Source organism: Peribacillus asahii (assembly GCF_004006295.1).
In the GTDB taxonomy this organism is placed as follows: Bacteria; Bacillota; Bacilli; order Bacillales; family DSM-1321; genus Peribacillus; species Peribacillus asahii_A.
Genome location: NZ_CP026095.1, coordinates 1722504 through 1739309, shown reverse-complemented (window position 1 = coordinate 1739309; position 16806 = coordinate 1722504). Strand labels below are relative to the sequence as shown.

Sequence of the window (16806 nt, the reverse complement as noted above, 5' to 3'; positions counted from 1 at the left end):
TCTACATATCCTATCTATTCGCTAGCTTGGCGTTTTCTTTTCCTTATAACTGCAATCATCAACAAAAACAAAGGGATAATCGTTTGTATCAATAGGGCAAATACCGGAAAGGTCCCAACCAGATAACGTTCCAATCCCATTGTATTAGGAAGTGACCAAAAGCTGAATTCTAGTATCAGAATCCCTACCGGCCATACAACAGGTCGATAATCTGAAAGATTCAGCCACTGCGCGGTACCTAAAGCAGCCGCATAATAAAACACAGACAATTTGATAAACGCCCCTACGATCCAAACAGCCATGATGAAGGACTCCAAATGTTCAAAAAAGTCGGCGAGACTGATGTATCGAGCTACACTCATCAGTGGATAAACCTTAAAGGATGTCGCTGGCCCTAGCACAAAAAGAACGATAAGATTGATCAAAACTAACGTCATCGTCACGACAAAAACAGTCATCATTCCGTATTTCATCCCTTTTTTCTGATCCACTAAAAAAGGCAGGAGAAAAGATATAAGAAAAATTTCTGTGAACCATCCACCAGGCACCATCGCACCCTTAATTGGAGGCATCATCCCATCCCCCAATATCGGGAATATATTCTTCCATTCAAAATCAGGGCCCAAAAAGATGAGAAAGAAGAGGATGGCCAATATAAAAATAGGGAAAAACAATTCGGCAGCTCTCCCTAATACTTCTAAACCTCCGTGTACGGTTAAGGCACAGAGGAATACCATCGATGCCATAATCACACTAATTGGGGTATTGACCAGAAAAGAGTCGACCACAAATTCCGCGTACTGTCTAACGATGAGTCCCGCGACCTGGATGTAAAAAAACAAGAATAGAAAACCGAGAATTTTTCCAGCGAACCGACCCATGATGTGTTCACTAAATTGAATAACTGTTTCTTTCGGATAATGTTTGTGCAGTTTATAAGCGATATACACCGTCACATATCCGATGAAGGATGCCAAAATGGGCGATAGCCATAAATCCGTTTTGGCATATTTCGCTGTAATACTTGGAACCCCAAGAATAGCGGTAGCCACAATCGCAGGATACAGCATGATTGCCATCTGAATGGATGAAATTCGACCTTTCTCCATCATCTCTCTCCTTTCTATGGTAATATGGAAAAACAAAATCGCGCCCCTGAGTCATTTATTTTTCCATAAACCGTCCAAACGGCCTGAAAAGAGTTTGAACCCATGCAGTGGGCCCCCCCATATGCGGGAGATCGAACATGGACAACACTAAGCCGATGAGGAGTAAAGTAAAAAAAGCCACCTTATCCTTTTTCGGGTTTTGTTTCATTTTCGGCCATTCATACAAAATGACCAAAGCCACGATTACCACAACACTAAAAAAAGCTCCCCACCTCACTGCTCCTTCACCTCTTTCTCAGGCAATCCTCCCGGTTTATTTATATAGCCCTGTCTGCGAATATGGGCCTCAACGTTGACTTCCACTTCCACCTCCGGGAACACCTCGCCCCAGCGATTTTCATTTTTTTTCCATTCTTCAGGATATTTCCGATAGAATTCTTCACCAAATTTTACAATGTCCGCTTTCACCTTATGCTGCGCTTGCTGGATAGCTAGCTCGATACGCTTTTGGATATCTTCTTGATACGCTTTTTCTACAGTCCGTAGTGATTTTGGACTTGTAAAAGCCAAATTCGTTCCATTTTGGATAACAGCCCCCTCTGTATTAATTTTCACGAGCATTTTCCATTTATCATTTCGTATTTGTGGAATCAGCTTGATACGTGCCGACACTGGATTTAAAGATACTTCCCCTTTAACGCCTTCAGGTTTTACGGTAACTGTGTAGGCTTCCATTTCATTTCTTAACCACAAGACTCCTCTTGTTGCCTTTTCTGACATCGTTCCAACCATTTTATCTTTTTTAAACACCGCAGTTCCGACAATGTACGGAATTCCCTGTAATTTCTTTTCCCCTTTACCTGGTGGTAAAATTTTAATAAATGGAAGTGCGCCAGCCTGAGCTACACCTATTAACCCTTCCTGTACATCCTGCATGGTAACCTGCATCCCAATATGTAAATCAGATAGTTCCCGAATCACTTCCCCCGAATAGCGTTCTAGAGGAGGAAGTGATTCAAGGGCATCCTTCGGGTTCCCTTTGCTAACATACAAATAAGCTCTCTCTCTTGGCTGCGGATGGCGAAGTAAGAAATCCATCTGCTCTTGTATTCCTTGCTTTGCTAACTTTTCGCCGAATATAAATACTTTACATTGTCCCCAAAAAACTTTGCGCGGAATCTTGCTTTGTAGCTTGGAAAGCGCATCTGAAATATTGGATCCTATTTGGGATCTCACCAATGTCACAGATCCTCCGCCGCCAGCAATTCCTGTTTGACCGCCCCCGCTCCCTAATGATTTAGGGATAAACACTTGGAGGGATAATTCAATTTGATCGTCATCCTTTATATCGATAGCTGCTGCTGTGACAATAGCCAAATCATTGATTTCCACCCGATCCCAACAGCCGCTTAAAAGAAGAATAGACCCGAAAATACATAGTATACGGAGAATGTTTTTCACTGCGTGTCACCCCCCTTTTTCGAATTCGGCGCCTGATTTGGAGACTGGCGATATTGGTTAAACTCCCCTGTAAGACGTGGCCGTGTATCCATCTTCCACACAGGCGATCTCCACAGCACATCCTTTAGCTCACGTCCTTTTAGCGGTGCCAGTGGCTGTAAGTAAGGGACACCGACGGAGCGCAAGCCGCACAAATGAATGACTATGGCGATGATTCCCATCATAATGCCGAGCAGTCCTAAGGTACCGGCAAGCAGCATGATAGGAAAACGCAACATCCGGAGAGCAATTCCAGCAATATAACGAGGGATCATAAAAGAAGAGATTCCCGTAATCGCCACCACAATGACCATTGGCGCGGAAACCAATCCTGCTTGAACGGCAGCTTGACCAATTACTAGCGCTCCAACAATACTAACAGCAGAGCCAATCTGCTTTGGCAATCGAACCCCTGCCTCCCTCAGCGCTTCGAACATAATTTCCATAAGTAGCGCCTCTACTACAGCAGGAAATGGGACCGCTTCCCGGGACGCTGACACACTCAACAGCAGTGCTGTTGGTATCGCCTCCTGATGAAACGTCAAAATAGCGACATAAAAGGAAGGCAGCAAGAGTGAGATACTAAGAAAACTATAACGTAACCAACGGATAAGTGTGCTAACCATAAAGCGTTGATAATAATCCTCATGTGATTGAAGCAAAGAAAAGAAGGAAATTGGAGCAATTAAACTAAATGGTGTTCCTTCTACTAAAATGACGGCTCGTCCCTCTAATAAACTAGAACAAGCTGTATCGGGTCGTTCTGTTGATAGTATTTGAGGAAAAGGGGAGTACGGGTTGTCCTCAATCATTTCCTCGATGTACTCGCTTTCTAAAATACCGTCTATCTCAATTCGCTTCAATCGATTCGTTATTTCTTCAATCAGTGTTTGATCTACAAGTCCATCAATATAGGCAATGGCAACAGTCGTCTGTGTATAACTTCCGATTTTCATCGATTGTATTTTAAGAGCAGGACTTTTAATAATGCGGCGTAATTGAGATGTACTTACCTCTAAAGATTCATTGAATCCCTCTCGCGGCCCCCTGATTCCTACCTCTGCCACAGGTTCTTCAATCCCGCGCTTTTCCCATTTGGCTAATCCTAAAGAAAAACCAGCACTTTCCCCTTCATAGAGAAGGATAGGATTTCCAGATGAAATGGATTCGATACACTCGGCAACTGTATGCATTCTTTTTACTTTAGAAATAGGCAATTTATTTTCAAAAAGTTCATTTAAGGGCTGAGTTTCGCTTGCTGTTTCCTTAATGAGCGGCGATAGAACGAACTCCTCCATCCCTTCGACGTTCGTAATACCCTCTATATAAATAATGGTCGCTCTCGTTTTTCCAAAAAGTAAAAACGTACGGAAAACAACATCTGAACAACGATCATAAACTAAACGAAAAGTTTCGATATTTTTATCGAAATTATCAGAAAGGAAATCTTCTGGCTTAGAATTCTGCTGTTCCTGTTCGTTTTGTAAATTATTCTTTTTGGGCTTGGGTTTCCTTAAAAGTTTATTTATATTTCGAATCAAGTTGCTTCCCCCATTTTTTTGCAGGTGACTATAAGCTCTCTTTTTCTATAGTTCTTCATTAAGGGTAATTTATACAAAACCATTAAGAAATTTCCTGATTCTCCACTGTACTAGTGATTTTCTTCATAAAGAACGGACAGGCGATTAGGGTGAATGAGAAAAGGCTCAGTCATAAGACTGAGCCTCTTCACTATATTAATTAACGACAGTTTTCTTCTCTAAACGAACATATACCTGATTCAAGATGAACGCACCAATCATTTGAACAATTGTTTTGACAATAATTTGCCCTACAATAGCAGCAGGTACAGCTTCCCAAGGTAAAATGTTTGCACCAAATGGGCTTAAACCAATCACAACGAAAATTACCGAATCGAGAAACCCGCCAACAATTCCGCTATAGAATACGCGCCAGCTCATCGGTAACTTCAAACGCGAGTAAATTTCTGTATCCGCAGATTCCGCAACGATAAATGAAAGTGCGGAGGCTGCAACAATTAATAATGTATCCCCTAATGTAAACGATACAGCTGCTGATAAAATGAGCGCTGTCACAATGAATCCATATGTCTTCGCTCGACCATATTTATTTTGAACAAGATCCCGAAAGATAAATGTTGCTCCAATTAACAAGGTTCCCATCGGTACGATAAATACACCAAATTGGAGCGGTGCAAAAGCCGCCGTTACCACGTTCGCAGTCACAATCGATAGTAAATAGAATAATATTCTCATATCTTTATACTCCTCGTTTATTGCCCCAAATATACGTATGCAACTGCGGGAGCACCTTCACATTTGTAACAGTCTGATCTTGCACAACTTTATCAATTAACCAATCATATTTTTGTAGAAGTCTACTAATCAATCTAGAATCGTCCGTCGTCGTACTATCATCATTTCCAACCTGAAAAAAGAACGGAATGTCCGGGTAGCGATGATGCATCGCTTTTCCATACTCATAATCTTCATCATTAAAAATCACAACCTTAAGCGAAACATGGTGTTGATTGTTTTGCAACTTAGTGAAGATTTCATCAAGTATCCCGAAATCTGTTTTCATTCCCGAGCTAGGCGGCTTAGGAGAAATCGTCAGCTCATTGATTTCATAAAACCAATCCTGCCATCTGCTTCCCTGTGTTTCCACGCCCATTTTTATCCCCTGTTCTTTTAAGAGCGCAACTAAACTGCCTAGATTTTTCAGTAAAGCTGGATTGCCGCCCGAAATCGTAACAAAGGAAAAACCATCTCCACCGATTCTTTTCAGTTCATCCCAGATTTCTTCCGCGGTCATCTGAGTAATGTATTCTTTCCCACTTCCATCCCATGTAAAAGCTGAATCACACCAGGAACAAGAATAATCACAGCCAGCTGTACGTACAAACATCGTTTTTTGTCCAATCATAGAACCTTCCCCTTGTATGGTAGGTCCAAAAATCTCCATAACGGGAATTTTACTCATCTTCCATCCACTCCCGTCTTGCTTCCGCATAGCTCGTTGGCGTTTCAAATAGTCGAACAAATTCTACCCGAGCTCCTTTATATTGAGGCTCTTCACGCAGGGCATCCGCCATTTTTTCATATATCCAAACGACCATATTCTCTGCCGTTGTATTCATCAATGGCAGCGTTTCATTTAAATAGCGGTGATCTAAATAAATTTCAATTTTATCTTTCCATATCTGTTTAATATCACCGAAATCCATCATCAAACCGCGGGCATCAGTAAATCCGCTTAAGCCAAAGACAACTCGATACGTATGACCATGCAAGTTTTTACATTTTCCTTCATAACAATGAAGATGGTGAGCGGCATCAAATGTGAATTCTTTACTTACAAGAACGCGCTTCTTATGATAGTTTAATTGATTTCTTTGTATATCTTGATCTAGTTTCTGGAGCTTATCAACAATTCGAAATCCATACATGCCTTTAAGACTCCTTCCGTTTACTTAAATAGTCTACAAGGCCTTTTTGTCTAAGCTTACAAGCCGGGCATTCCCCACATCCATCCGCAATGATTCCGTTATAACACGTTAATGTTTTTTCACGAACAAATTCAAATGCGCCTAACTGATCGGCAAGCTCCCAAGTTTCTTCTTTATTCAACCACATTAACGGTGTATCAATGACAAACGAATTGTCCATTGATAAATTCAATGTCACATTTAACGATTTAATAAACACATCGCGACAATCTGGATAGCCGCTGAAATCTGTTTCACATACACCAGTGACAATATGTTTCGCACCGATTTGGCTCGCAATCACACCGGCAAACGAAAGAAATAGTAAATTACGTCCTGGCACGAACGTCGAAGGTAATTCACCATCTTCACCATCCTTTACCTCAATATCATCACGAGTCAACGCATTTGGAGCGAGTTGATTTAACAAAGACATATCTAAAATATGATGCTTGATACCAAGCTCATTTGCAATATTTTGTGCACACTCAATTTCCAGTCGATGACGCTGATTATAATCAAATGTGACCGCCTCAACTTCAGCAAATCTTTCTAATGCCCAGAACAAACATGTCGTACTATCCTGACCACCACTAAATACAACCACTGCTTTTTCCTTTTTCATTCCTAAAAAACTCCTTTATAACGAAAAAACAGCACCCTAAGACAGAGTACTGTTTCTTCTTAGTTTTTTAAAGAGGGTAGCTAGAACCTCTTCTGCACATTAGCAGATTATTTTAATTCCTCACTTATAGTATAGCGAAACTGCAAGTAATGCAAGCGTTTTTTACCCTTGCGATAGCACCCTTTTCGCCTCTTCTTGAAGAGCTTCTAATCGTTTCTTATCTTCCACTCGCTGCAGCGACTGCTCTTCTTTTACTCTCTTATACTCTACAATTCCTTTTTCGATTGTCGTCCACATCGTCTCAATCGTTTCCATTTTTATGCTGGAGCTGCCTGTTCGCTGAGCAATTTCAACACTTTGATTCATGATATCTGAAGTTACTTCCGTTAACATTTGATTCGCTCTTTCTTCAAAAGCATTTAATGAATCAGAATGTAATTTTTGACGCTTCGCATACACCGTATTAATAATCCCCATTTTAAAAATCGGAATCACCGTTACAAAGTTACTATTGATTTTCGCCATTAAATCATTATTCCCACGCTGCATTGTCTTAATTTGTGGCGCAGCAACAACAGCAACCATTCTTGCTTTCTCTAAATCATCAATCTTCCGTTCTAATAATTCTTGAACTGTTCGTAATCCTTCTAATTCAATGCGCGCTAATTGATCTCCTGTATTCACACGTTCCTCATACTGCGGAATCAGTGTATCTCTTACCTCTTCCAGCTTCATTTCAGCTGCTACGACATATTTCTCTAATTCAAAGTAGTATTGAATATCTTCTTCATACAGTCCTTCTAAATCATTGTTTGCACGCTTTAGTTCGTCTTCCATAATCGCAAATTGGGCATTAATTTTATCTAGTTCACCGCCTAACGTTTGATATTTTTTAAACACATCTTCAATTGTCTTTTTCGCACGCTTGAATAATTTATCAAGAAACCCAGGCTCTTTCATAATTTCATTTCGATCAAAGCGCTTCATTAATTTTTCTAATTGGTTAAGTAAGTCGCTCGATTTCTCAATATTTGTTACCGTCATCGAATGTAAGATTCGATCTGCAAAACGAGATAAACTATCAGCTGGTTCTTTTCCAAGCGTTAATAATTGATGCTGATCTTTAATATCGAGCGATTGAACTAACTGCAACACTTGTGGTTCTTGGCGTAATTGAGCACGTAATTGCTGCGCTGTATTTGGATTTAACTCTTGTTTTTGAAGTTGTAAATCAGCTGTCATGGTATCCCACTCCTATACTTAAAATATTTTTTTAATAATCTTCTTAATAATCGATTCTTCTTTTTCTTGAAACTCCTGTTGAAATTCCACTTCTTCTAACCAATGAACATCATAAAATGATGGATTAATAAACTGTTCAATATCGTTATGTCCGGCTGGATTATACCAAATTACATCACAGCCAAATTCATTTAAAAACAAAAGAAGGGCAGCATCTTCCCTAGAAGGCTCTCCATTCTTCTCCATATTATAAAGAACCAGACGGGGAATTTCTTGAGCATAATCAAACTGTTGCAGCAATTGGAGAACTACTTCCGGCATCATATTAGCCTGTTTAAATAGAAATAACTGAAGATCATAATCGGATTCTCCTGCTATTTTATTTAATTTAGGATGTTCGCAGTACGCTTTAATCGTATGAGCAATTGCGTTTTGAAGTCCATTCGGCAAATGTTTATAGCGCCACCAATTGCTGTTGACCATCTTTTCTGGAGAAAGCGTCCCTTGTTCTAAAGACTTTTGATAATGAAAATGATAATTCGCTTTTGTCGCTTGAGAAAAAGGAAACTCGCGAATGCACAAAGCTAATGAATCATCGATAAGCTCCCTCATACGTTCCCAATATTGTTTCCGATCTTTCGAGACCCCTTGAATTTTGGCAAAAATCACAGGAATATGTACCCGATTATTTTCTAGCTTAAATTCTGGACGAATCATCGCCTTTTCCCTCGCATAAATAAACACATCATCATATGTCATACGTAAAGTAATGGAGGACGGGATATAATCTCTAAATTGCCATGGCTTATAAATGCCCGAGCCATGGTCATGCATCATAATTTCTAGTTGTTTATTAGCTCGATAGGCAACGGTTGTTTGGCGTTCTCTTTGATGTGTCGGGAAGGGCTCTAACTTTGCTGTATGACGATATTGATAAGGAATAGAGAGTGTATTATTTGGATCGATTTCCGCAAATAGATCCTTTCCTTCAGGATGAAAAAGTAACACATCACAGCCAAACTCCATCAATAACATTAGGAAATATTTTTGACTGCCATTCATGTCACCATACCAAACGACTTTCGGAAAATCCTCACCTATCGTGACAGTTTCAGCCCACTTCGCCCAATGGTTTTTTAACCATTTCACCACGTCAATAAGAAAGCGCCTAAACTCTTGCGTTAATAAGCCCGCAGAATGGTGCTGCTGAAAATGCTCTATCACTTTTATAACAGATAATTGAATATGCCGATTAAGCGATGGATCATGATGCTTTGGGATTAATTGCTTTCCATACATAAAAGCAATTAACCGATTGATAGAAAGGCCTTTTGGTTCTTGCTGATGCACGTCCAATATATCTTGAATCGATTTCATCATCTGATTATCAATCGTCTTATCCAACTCCTCGCTCAACACATGAACGGGAGAACTCTCTTGATTCATCTCGAATAAGGCATTATAATACTCATCTTGATCCAGAGGTGTACCCAATACACGAATGCCCACTCGTTGAAATCCATAAGTTGAATCGTTAATTAGATAGGAAGGTCTTTCTTTCACCGAAGCGAAAAATACTTTTAACCACTCCTCTGTCAATGTAAATAATACAGGTTCAATGTTTATATAATTCACCATAGCCACTCCTTCCCTCAAGATGTCCGGCTTTTTCTCTTATTTCTATTATATACGTATTCGTAAATACTTGCTTAATTTTAAGGAATAGCTACCCGGAAAATAAGCAGTATGCAGCTTTAAATAAAGCTATGTTAATGAATATTGTTGATGTATACGATTTTTAACAGAACCTGAAATAAAAGCAGAATATTTGTGGAACTTTAACAAGTGAATATTATTTAAAGTAGAAAGGGGTGTTTTTTTGAAAGCAGCTGAGCTTTTTGTAAAATGTTTAGAGAAACAAAATGTGGAATACATATTTGGAGTGCCTGGAGAAGAAAATATTGATTTAGTAGATGCACTAAATCAGTCATCCATCAAGTTTATCGTTTGCAGACATGAAACAGGGGCAGCGTTAATCGCTGGGATGATGGGCAAATTGACAGGAAAACCAGGCGTTTGCCTGTCAACGCTTGGACCTGGAGCTACCAATATGGTGACAGGTGTTGCCTGTGCTACCTTGGATAGAATGCCGTTAGTCGCCATTACAGCACAGACCGACCTCACGATGCAACATAAAAGTTCTCACCAATATTTAAATCTTATCGAGTTATACCGTCCGATTTCGAAATGGAATACATCTATTCACGATGGTTCCGTTATTCCCGAAGTTGTCGCTAAGGCATTTACATTAGCGACAAGTAATTTACCTGGAGCCATTCATATAGAACTCCCAAATAATATTGCCTCCACTCTCGTACAAGGGCAACCTTTACAAAACGAACTGGATAGCCAAAAAGTCATCGCGTCTAACCAATCCTTATCTGATGTCGCCATGGCCATTAATGAAGCAAAATTCCCGCTTGTTCTAATAGGAAATAATGCGATAGGCGAAGATGTTCCTACCGAAATTATAACGTTTATCGAAAAGCTTCAATCCCCCTTTACGGAAACGTTTATGGCAAAGGGCGTTGTTCCTGAAAATCACCCTCTTCATTTACAAACAATTGGGTTGCCTGAAGGGGATTTTGTTAATCAAGCTTTTTCCCGTGCTGATTTAGTCATTACCATCGGGTACGACCCTATCGAATACGGACCACAAAAGTGGAATAAATTACTGGCACCGATTATTCATATTGATGTAAATGGAGCTGAGACAGACAGCTTTTATCCCGTAAAAGCCTCTCTTGTTGGTGATTTATCCGCAAATCTTCAGAGTTTAACGGTTCAAATTCACCAAAGAAATGAGATGGATCCATTTTATCGTAATATAAAAGAAACAATAACGAATGATAAACTGATTAACACAACAAGTGACGCATGTCCGCTGAGCCCTCAACGTATCATTCAAGAAATTCAGGCAGTTCTATCAAGCGATGATATTGTACTATCAGATGTCGGAGCTCATAAGCTATGGATCGGTCGACAATATGAGGCATTAAAGCCCAATACATGTATCATTTCAAACGGGCTTGCATCAATGGGAATTGCATTGCCTGGAGCAATCGGTGCAAAACTTGCCTGTCCAGACAAAAAAGTCATCGCTGTATGTGGAGACGGAGCATTTGTCATGTCTGCAGCAGAATTTGCAACAGCAGTCCAATTAAAATTACCGATTGTTATTATGATTTGGCGTGATGGCAGATATGGAATGATTGAGTGGGAGCAAGAAAACAAGTTAAGCCATTCCTCCAATATCGAATTCGATAACCCTGATTTTGTTGCCCTGGCAAAATCATATGGTGCGAAAGGGTATAAAGTAACACAAGCGACTGAATTATCGGGAATTTTGCAACAAGCACTTTTAGAAAAAGGACCGGTTCTTATTGAATGTCCGGTCGATTATGAAGAAAATTTTCGGCTGAGTGAACGGTTGAAAAACTCTCACTAAATGTACTCATGATTCGTTTGCCCGTTTTGATCAACGGGCATTTTTTCATCAAAAAAATAGGCGAGAATACCCCTTCCTCAAGGAATGTGAAGGGTGATAGCCCAATGAGTAGGGAGGGGATGAATCGCCTTCTGATTAGTGACTATTTCACAAAAGGGGAACTTATGTTTTTATTCTCGGGTTTATATATGGTATAATAAGGTAAAAAGTGAAGGGGGTGCCCAACCATGTTCATCCACAAAGCCTTTAAGTTCCGCTTATACCCTAATCAGAAACAAATGGAACTCATCCATAAGACAATCGGTTGTTCAAGATTTGTCTTTAATCTCTTTCTTGGTAAACAGAAAGAAAAAGACGCTTACTGGTCTATCACAGAAGAAATGAAGCAGAATGGTCAACTTTCCTCAAATAATTGGAAAGGGGACTATTTGAATAAATATGAAACAATCAAAGAACTTCCAGAATTAAAGAAACAGTATTCCTTTTTGAAAGAAGTGGATAGTATCGCTTTGCAAAAATCGGTTGAAAATTTAGCGGATGCTTATAGTCGATATTACAAAAAACAGAATAAGCTACCACGTTTTAAATCCAAAAAGAATCCTGTCCAGTCTTACGTTACGAAGCATACGAATGGAAATATCGCTGTTATAGATGACCATATCAAGTTGCCAAAGCTAGGTCTTGTTCGTTTTGCCAAAAGTCGTGAAGTACACGGTCGTATTTTGAGTGCGACGATTAGACGGAATCCATCGGGGAAATATTTTGTTTCTCTAACGACCGAAGTAGAAGGAACAGAATTACCAAAAACAAATTCGGCTGTTGGCATCGATGTCGGCCTAAAAGATTTTGCGATTCTGTCAGATGGAACCATCTATTCAAACCCAAAGTTTTTCCGTTCTCTAGAGGGAAAATTGGTGAAAGCACAACGGATCTTATCGAGAAGACAAGAAAGAGCGCTTCAACAAAAGAAACCACTAAATGAAGCAAAAAATTATCAAAAACAACGAAAAAAAGTGGCGCGTATTCACGAAAAAATCGTGAATGCACGAACAGACTACCTTCAAAAAATATCTACCGAAATCATCAAAAACCACGATGTGATCGGAATAGAAGATTTAAAGGTAGCGAATATGAGGAAGAATCACAATCTGGCAAAAGCGATCAGTGAAGCATCTTGGTCACAATTCCGTACCATGCTCGAATATAAAGCGGAATGGTATGGGAAAACCGTCATCGCTGTCCATCCTACCCGTACCTCACAGCGTTGTCATGCTTGCGGCCATACAGAAAAAGCCAATCGTCCATCGCAAGCTGAATTTGTGTGTCAAAAATGCGGTCACACAGACAACGCGGATGTGAACGCATCTAAAAATATAAAAGAATTAGCGTTAGCTGTCTAACTAGATTCTTTTTTTGCAGGAGACTTGCTAGGTTAGTCGTTTGTACTGCTAACTGTCGGTGCGACAGGGATCGCCTACTCCATTAAGGTTCGATAGAATCTTGTACGTAGGAATCCCCCTCCTCAACGAAACGTAGTGGAGTAGGTGGGGGTAGTTCAAACTGACGAAAGGATAAGCCGAATATAGTATGCGTAACGAACGATTGAGGGAGGATTACATGTTTTTACTTCAACCGATTACGAAGCATGCGCAAAACATTTCCGATACGTTTCATAGAACAGCCTCTAGGTCAAAGAAAATCACAACCACTGCATTATTATGTACATTGTCAGCCATTCTCCAATCAGCCGGTGGATTTATTCCTGTAGTTGGTTTATTTATTAGTCCCTTTGCAACAGCACCCATGATTCTTAGTACGATTTTATCCGCTCGATACGGTTTTCTTGGCTATTTGTTAACTATATTTCTACTATTTCTCATTCAACCGAGTGAAATAATCATCTTTGCTTTTACCACTGGGTTTCTAGGCATTGGTATCAGTTTTGCCTTCCACTTATGGAAAAAGCGTCTTAGTATCATAATAGCAAGTGCAATCTTCTTGCTTAGCGGAATTCTTCTTCTATTATTCGTCTTTCAGTTTCCAGTGTTAGGGCCATCGATTCAGCCCTCTATAAGCCTATTATTCTTTCTTCCACTCGCCCTTTTTTCATTGTTGTATAGTTGGATCTGGATTGAACTCAGTGTATTTCTCTTTAAACGATGGGACAGGAAAATCCAGGTTACTATTCCAGATTGAATGATAGGAAGCTCATCCAGTGAGTGGGCAATTGGCCGGCCTCCTCGTTCATCAATACCATAATTGGTCGCGAACAAACGATTATGATAATTGTTCAGCCCTCTGCAATCAATGGTATAATTCACTAAAAGCTCCAATAAAAGGGGGAGGACAATGAGTTGGTTCTCTGCAATCAAAAAGCGATGGAAACAGAATAAACGAGAACGCTATCAAGAAGAATTCCGCCAAAACTTTGAAGATACATTAGCGATTCATGAATTAGAAACAGTCCATGTAAATTTGATTAAACACTTACATGTCGCTTTAAATCCAGAATATATGGAAGAGGTCAATACGGCGTTTCGCTTGAAATTTCCGCGCTATTCGCAACGACAAGTAAATGAGCTTTGGCGAGAGTTAAAGAGGTATTTCGTATTAGCCGCTATTTTTAAACAAGTAGAGATGTTTCATGATAAAGTCGATGAGCTTTGGCATCTCATGTTAGAGGATCCAAACAAATACAATCAGTTCTGCCAAACGTTTATCGGATACAAAATCGAGCATATCCCGCACAAACAGCCAACATGGAAACCGACAGAACGCACTTTATTTGATTTTTATTATGTACAGCTATTTACCGTAGACATGATTTCGCTTAAAATTTGGCGGAAATTTTTTAAAGAAGATAAAGGCATTTCTTTCTTGAATGAATTTACATCTCGTGAACTAACAAGTTTAAAGCAAACCTATATGCGCACGAACACGAGCCAAGAAGCGGAACAAACCTTTGAATTTTTCGCAGCAAGATTAAAAGACGCTCAAAAAGAGGGAAATCTTCACTGGAAGAAACAATATGAACAGACCGACAACGCGAGTCCAGCTTACTTTGCTTATGTCGAGGCTGATGAAGATGCGAAGCATGAATTTAAAGACATTTTTGGCAGCGACTCTACAGACTCTGGGAGTTCCAGCGATTCCGCTTCTAGCCATAACCATAACGACAGCGGATCAGATACATCGAGCTGTTCGTCTTGCAGCTCATGTTCGTCTTCATAAGAGAGAACGAAAAAAAAGAATGTACCAAGTCTATTCTGGTACATTCTCTTTCAAAATAGTAATCATTTTTTACGCATGTAAACGATCTCCCGTTTTTCCTTTTCAACGCCTTTCTTGGTCAACTTTAACTTTCCAAATCGATAATAAACAAAGATAGCAGCAATACAACCTATTACTGATAAAAGTGCATCGAATTTAACAAAACCTGAAGAAAAGGACTTGATTTAAAAAATTTGCCGATACATGTAGATTAATTTAGGGGGACATTTTGCAGGAAAATACAGGTTCTTTCTATAAAGTATTAAAAAGGACAAAACAATGTCCAACAAATCAGTGGGAAGGTGGTCGTTGTTTATGAGCCCGGATTTGACTATACAACAAATTGCCGAAACAATTCCAAAAGCCGTATTAAATGCATCGGATAAAGATTTAGAAAGCTTTCACAAAATTCTCGAAGAAACGATTAAACTACGAGAAGGACACAGAAACTTACAGCAATTAATTAAAAGCTTTTCTTCTTCTGTCATTCAACGCTCATGAAACATTTCCTATAGAGAAGCCTCGATTAATGGGTCTTTTTCAAAGAACCCACTATTCGAGGCCATTTTAAGTGCCTTTTCAAGTACACATTACGAGCTACTACATTCATTCATCACCAATTTTAAAGCTGATAAATTTTTGCTCCATCATTTCCTCCATTGCATATTTAACCCCTTCTCTACCAACGCCGCTATCCTTCCAGCCGCCATAAGGCATATTATCAATTCGATATGTTGGAATATCATTGACGACAACTCCACCCGTTTCAAGCCGTTCCGCTGCATAAAATGCTCGTTCAATACTTGGCGTCATCACCCCCGAGTTTAATCCGTAGCGAGAATCATTCGCATCCTTAATCGCCTCATCTAACGTAGCAAACGGAAAAACACAAACAATAGGGCCAAATACTTCAAAACGAAACACTTTGGAGTCTCGGTTTACATTCGTTAATACGGTTGGATATAATACATTTCCTTCTACATTCCCGCCGCATTCAATTGTAGCCCCTTCTTGTACGGCCTCATGCAGCCAACTTTGCAGACGGTCCAATGATCTTTTCGAAATGACCGCCGTAATATTCGTATCCTCATCAAGCGGTGAACCGACAACAAGTTGCTTCGTCCGGCTAACAAACCGTTCTAAAAATTGTTGATAAAGCGATTGATGAACATAAATTCGTTGAATGGAAATACACAATTGGCCATTATTGGAAAAAGAACCTAATACACTCCGTTCAATGACTTTATCAATGTTTACCCCTTCATCAATAATAAAAGGGGAATTGGAGCCGAGTTCAAGTGTCAATTTACGAAAACCTGCTTGCTGCTGAATCAGATGCCCCACCTCTACACTGCCTGTAAACGTCACTTTTTTCACATGCGGATGAGTCGTTAATGCTTCACTCAAAACATCGCCTTTCCCAGGAATAACATTCAATACCCCTTCTGGAAGCCCCGCCTCTTTAAAAATCTCAGCAAGGACGAGTGAACTAATCGGTGTTTGCTCAGCTGGTTTTAACACAATTGAATTTCCGGCCGCAATAGCTGGCCCCACTTTGTGCGCTACGAGATTGAATGGAAAATTAAACGGAGTAATCGCTGTCACCACACCGATTGGGGTCCGAGTTGTAAAACCAAAACGTTTTTCCCCGCCTTCTGCAGCATCCATTGGAATTTGTGTTCCATAATTACTTTTAGCCGCTTCTGCTGCGAAACGATACGTTTGAACGGTGCGATTAATTTCCTCACGGGCATTGCGAATCGTTTTGGCCGATTCTAAAGAAATGATTTTAGCATATTCTTCACTACGTTCTTCCATAATCGTGGCCGCTCTTGCTAAAATCTTAGCACGGCGATGTGCCGGATACTCCCGGAATTTCTGAAAAGCTGTATGCGCTTCAACAATCGCTTCTACGGCATCCGCAGGTTCAGCCTGTCCAATTTCAGTTAATTGTTCATTCGTATGTGGATTATATAAAGGCTCATAAGTTTTCGCCTCGCGCCATTTTCCACCAATCCATAATTGCCATTTTTGCCTCATCTTT

At 39.9% G+C, this 16806-nt stretch carries 15 protein-coding genes and 1 riboswitch; of the genes, 5 read left to right on the top strand and 10 right to left on the bottom strand.

The features are described 5' to 3' along the window. Positions 1-14: 14 nt before the first annotated feature. The 9 genes from BAOM_RS08445 to BAOM_RS08400 all read right to left on the bottom strand — a co-directional run bounded on the left by BAOM_RS08445 (position 15) and on the right by BAOM_RS08400 (position 9622). Entirely contained in the window at positions 15-1112 is a 1098-nt protein-coding gene (locus BAOM_RS08445) for a GerAB/ArcD/ProY family transporter (RefSeq protein ID WP_257467674.1), read from the bottom strand. A 270-nt stretch (positions 1113-1382) separates the two neighbouring features. Next, complete coding sequence (locus tag BAOM_RS08435; RefSeq protein ID WP_252283302.1) at positions 1383-2570, bottom strand: Ger(x)C family spore germination protein; 1188 nt, start codon at positions 2568-2570, stop codon at positions 1383-1385. Beyond that, complete coding sequence (locus BAOM_RS08430) at positions 2567-4150, bottom strand: spore germination protein (protein WP_127759888.1); 1584 nt, start codon at positions 4148-4150, stop codon at positions 2567-2569. Before BAOM_RS08430 ends, BAOM_RS08435 begins: the two co-directional genes overlap by 4 nt. A gap of 195 nt (positions 4151-4345) precedes the next feature. Continuing rightward, positions 4346-4885, bottom strand: coding sequence for a VUT family protein (locus BAOM_RS08425; protein ID WP_127759887.1), 540 nt, complete (start codon positions 4883-4885; stop codon positions 4346-4348). A gap of 4 nt (positions 4886-4889) precedes the next feature. Beyond that, positions 4890-5612, bottom strand: a complete 723-nt coding sequence (gene queE, locus BAOM_RS08420; RefSeq protein ID WP_127759886.1) for a 7-carboxy-7-deazaguanine synthase QueE — start codon at positions 5610-5612, stop codon at positions 4890-4892. Then, positions 5605-6078 carry a 6-carboxytetrahydropterin synthase QueD gene (gene queD, locus BAOM_RS08415; protein WP_127759885.1) on the bottom strand — a complete coding sequence of 158 codons (474 nt, stop codon included), beginning with the start codon at positions 6076-6078 and terminating at the stop codon, positions 5605-5607. Before queD ends, queE begins: the two co-directional genes overlap by 8 nt. Before the next feature lie 4 nt (positions 6079-6082). Further along, positions 6083-6742: a 7-cyano-7-deazaguanine synthase QueC gene (queC, locus tag BAOM_RS08410; protein WP_127759884.1), complete on the bottom strand. Its 660-nt coding sequence runs from the start codon at positions 6740-6742 to the stop codon at positions 6083-6085. Between the two features lie 53 nt (positions 6743-6795). Further along, a riboswitch (PreQ1 riboswitch) is annotated at positions 6796-6838 on the bottom strand. Positions 6839-6904: 66 nt separating this feature from the next. After that, positions 6905-7984: a toxic anion resistance protein gene (locus BAOM_RS08405; protein ID WP_127759883.1), complete on the bottom strand. Its 1080-nt coding sequence runs from the start codon at positions 7982-7984 to the stop codon at positions 6905-6907. Positions 7985-8002: 18 nt separating this feature from the next. Then, entirely contained in the window at positions 8003-9622 is a 1620-nt protein-coding gene (locus BAOM_RS08400) for a YceG family protein (protein ID WP_127759882.1), read from the bottom strand. A 241-nt stretch (positions 9623-9863) separates the two neighbouring features. Between BAOM_RS08400 and BAOM_RS08395 the strand changes: the two genes are divergently transcribed. The 5 genes from BAOM_RS08395 (at position 9864) to BAOM_RS08375 (ending at position 15263) form a co-directional block, all read left to right on the top strand. After that, the gene (locus BAOM_RS08395; RefSeq protein WP_127759881.1) at positions 9864-11492 is read left to right on the top strand and encodes an acetolactate synthase large subunit; all 1629 of its coding nucleotides are present in this window, start codon (positions 9864-9866) and stop codon (positions 11490-11492) included. 227 nt (positions 11493-11719) lie between these two features. Beyond that, the gene (gene tnpB, locus BAOM_RS08390; protein WP_127759880.1) at positions 11720-12892 is read left to right on the top strand and encodes an IS200/IS605 family element RNA-guided endonuclease TnpB; all 1173 of its coding nucleotides are present in this window, start codon (positions 11720-11722) and stop codon (positions 12890-12892) included. A 217-nt stretch (positions 12893-13109) separates the two neighbouring features. After that, positions 13110-13688, top strand: coding sequence for a hypothetical protein (locus BAOM_RS08385; RefSeq protein ID WP_127759879.1), 579 nt, complete (start codon positions 13110-13112; stop codon positions 13686-13688). Between the two features lie 153 nt (positions 13689-13841). Beyond that, the gene (locus BAOM_RS08380) at positions 13842-14723 is read left to right on the top strand and encodes a glycine-rich domain-containing protein (protein WP_127759878.1); all 882 of its coding nucleotides are present in this window, start codon (positions 13842-13844) and stop codon (positions 14721-14723) included. A 354-nt stretch (positions 14724-15077) separates the two neighbouring features. Continuing rightward, complete coding sequence (locus BAOM_RS08375; RefSeq protein WP_127759877.1) at positions 15078-15263, top strand: hypothetical protein; 186 nt, start codon at positions 15078-15080, stop codon at positions 15261-15263. Positions 15264-15368: 105 nt separating this feature from the next. Here the strand turns inward: BAOM_RS08375 and BAOM_RS08370 are convergent, their stop codons facing one another. Then, complete coding sequence (locus BAOM_RS08370) at positions 15369-16802, bottom strand: aldehyde dehydrogenase family protein (protein WP_127759876.1); 1434 nt, start codon at positions 16800-16802, stop codon at positions 15369-15371. Positions 16803-16806: the final 4 nt, after the last annotated feature.

Bases quoted from the DNA above. Each gene is read 5' to 3' on its own strand.
- BAOM_RS08405 (WP_127759883.1), bottom strand. From the start codon at position 7,984: ATGACAGCTGATTTACAACTTCAAAAACAAGAGTTAAATCCAAATACA.
- BAOM_RS08425 (WP_127759887.1), bottom strand. From the start codon at position 4,885: ATGAGAATATTATTCTATTTACTATCGATTGTGACTGCGAACGTGGTA.
- BAOM_RS08445 (WP_257467674.1), bottom strand. From the start codon at position 1,112: ATGATGGAGAAAGGTCGAATTTCATCCATTCAGATGGCAATCATGCTG.
- BAOM_RS08385 (WP_127759879.1), top strand. From the start codon at position 13,110: ATGTTTTTACTTCAACCGATTACGAAGCATGCGCAAAACATTTCCGAT.
- BAOM_RS08375 (WP_127759877.1), top strand. From the start codon at position 15,078: ATGAGCCCGGATTTGACTATACAACAAATTGCCGAAACAATTCCAAAA.
- tnpB (WP_127759880.1), top strand. From the start codon at position 11,720: ATGTTCATCCACAAAGCCTTTAAGTTCCGCTTATACCCTAATCAGAAA.
- queD (WP_127759885.1), bottom strand. From the start codon at position 6,078: ATGTATGGATTTCGAATTGTTGATAAGCTCCAGAAACTAGATCAAGAT.
- queC (WP_127759884.1), bottom strand. From the start codon at position 6,742: ATGAAAAAGGAAAAAGCAGTGGTTGTATTTAGTGGTGGTCAGGATAGT.
- BAOM_RS08380 (WP_127759878.1), top strand. From the start codon at position 13,842: ATGAGTTGGTTCTCTGCAATCAAAAAGCGATGGAAACAGAATAAACGA.
- BAOM_RS08370 (WP_127759876.1), bottom strand. From the start codon at position 16,802: ATGAGGCAAAAATGGCAATTATGGATTGGTGGAAAATGGCGCGAGGCG.
- queE (WP_127759886.1), bottom strand. From the start codon at position 5,612: ATGAGTAAAATTCCCGTTATGGAGATTTTTGGACCTACCATACAAGGG.
- BAOM_RS08400 (WP_127759882.1), bottom strand. From the start codon at position 9,622: ATGGTGAATTATATAAACATTGAACCTGTATTATTTACATTGACAGAG.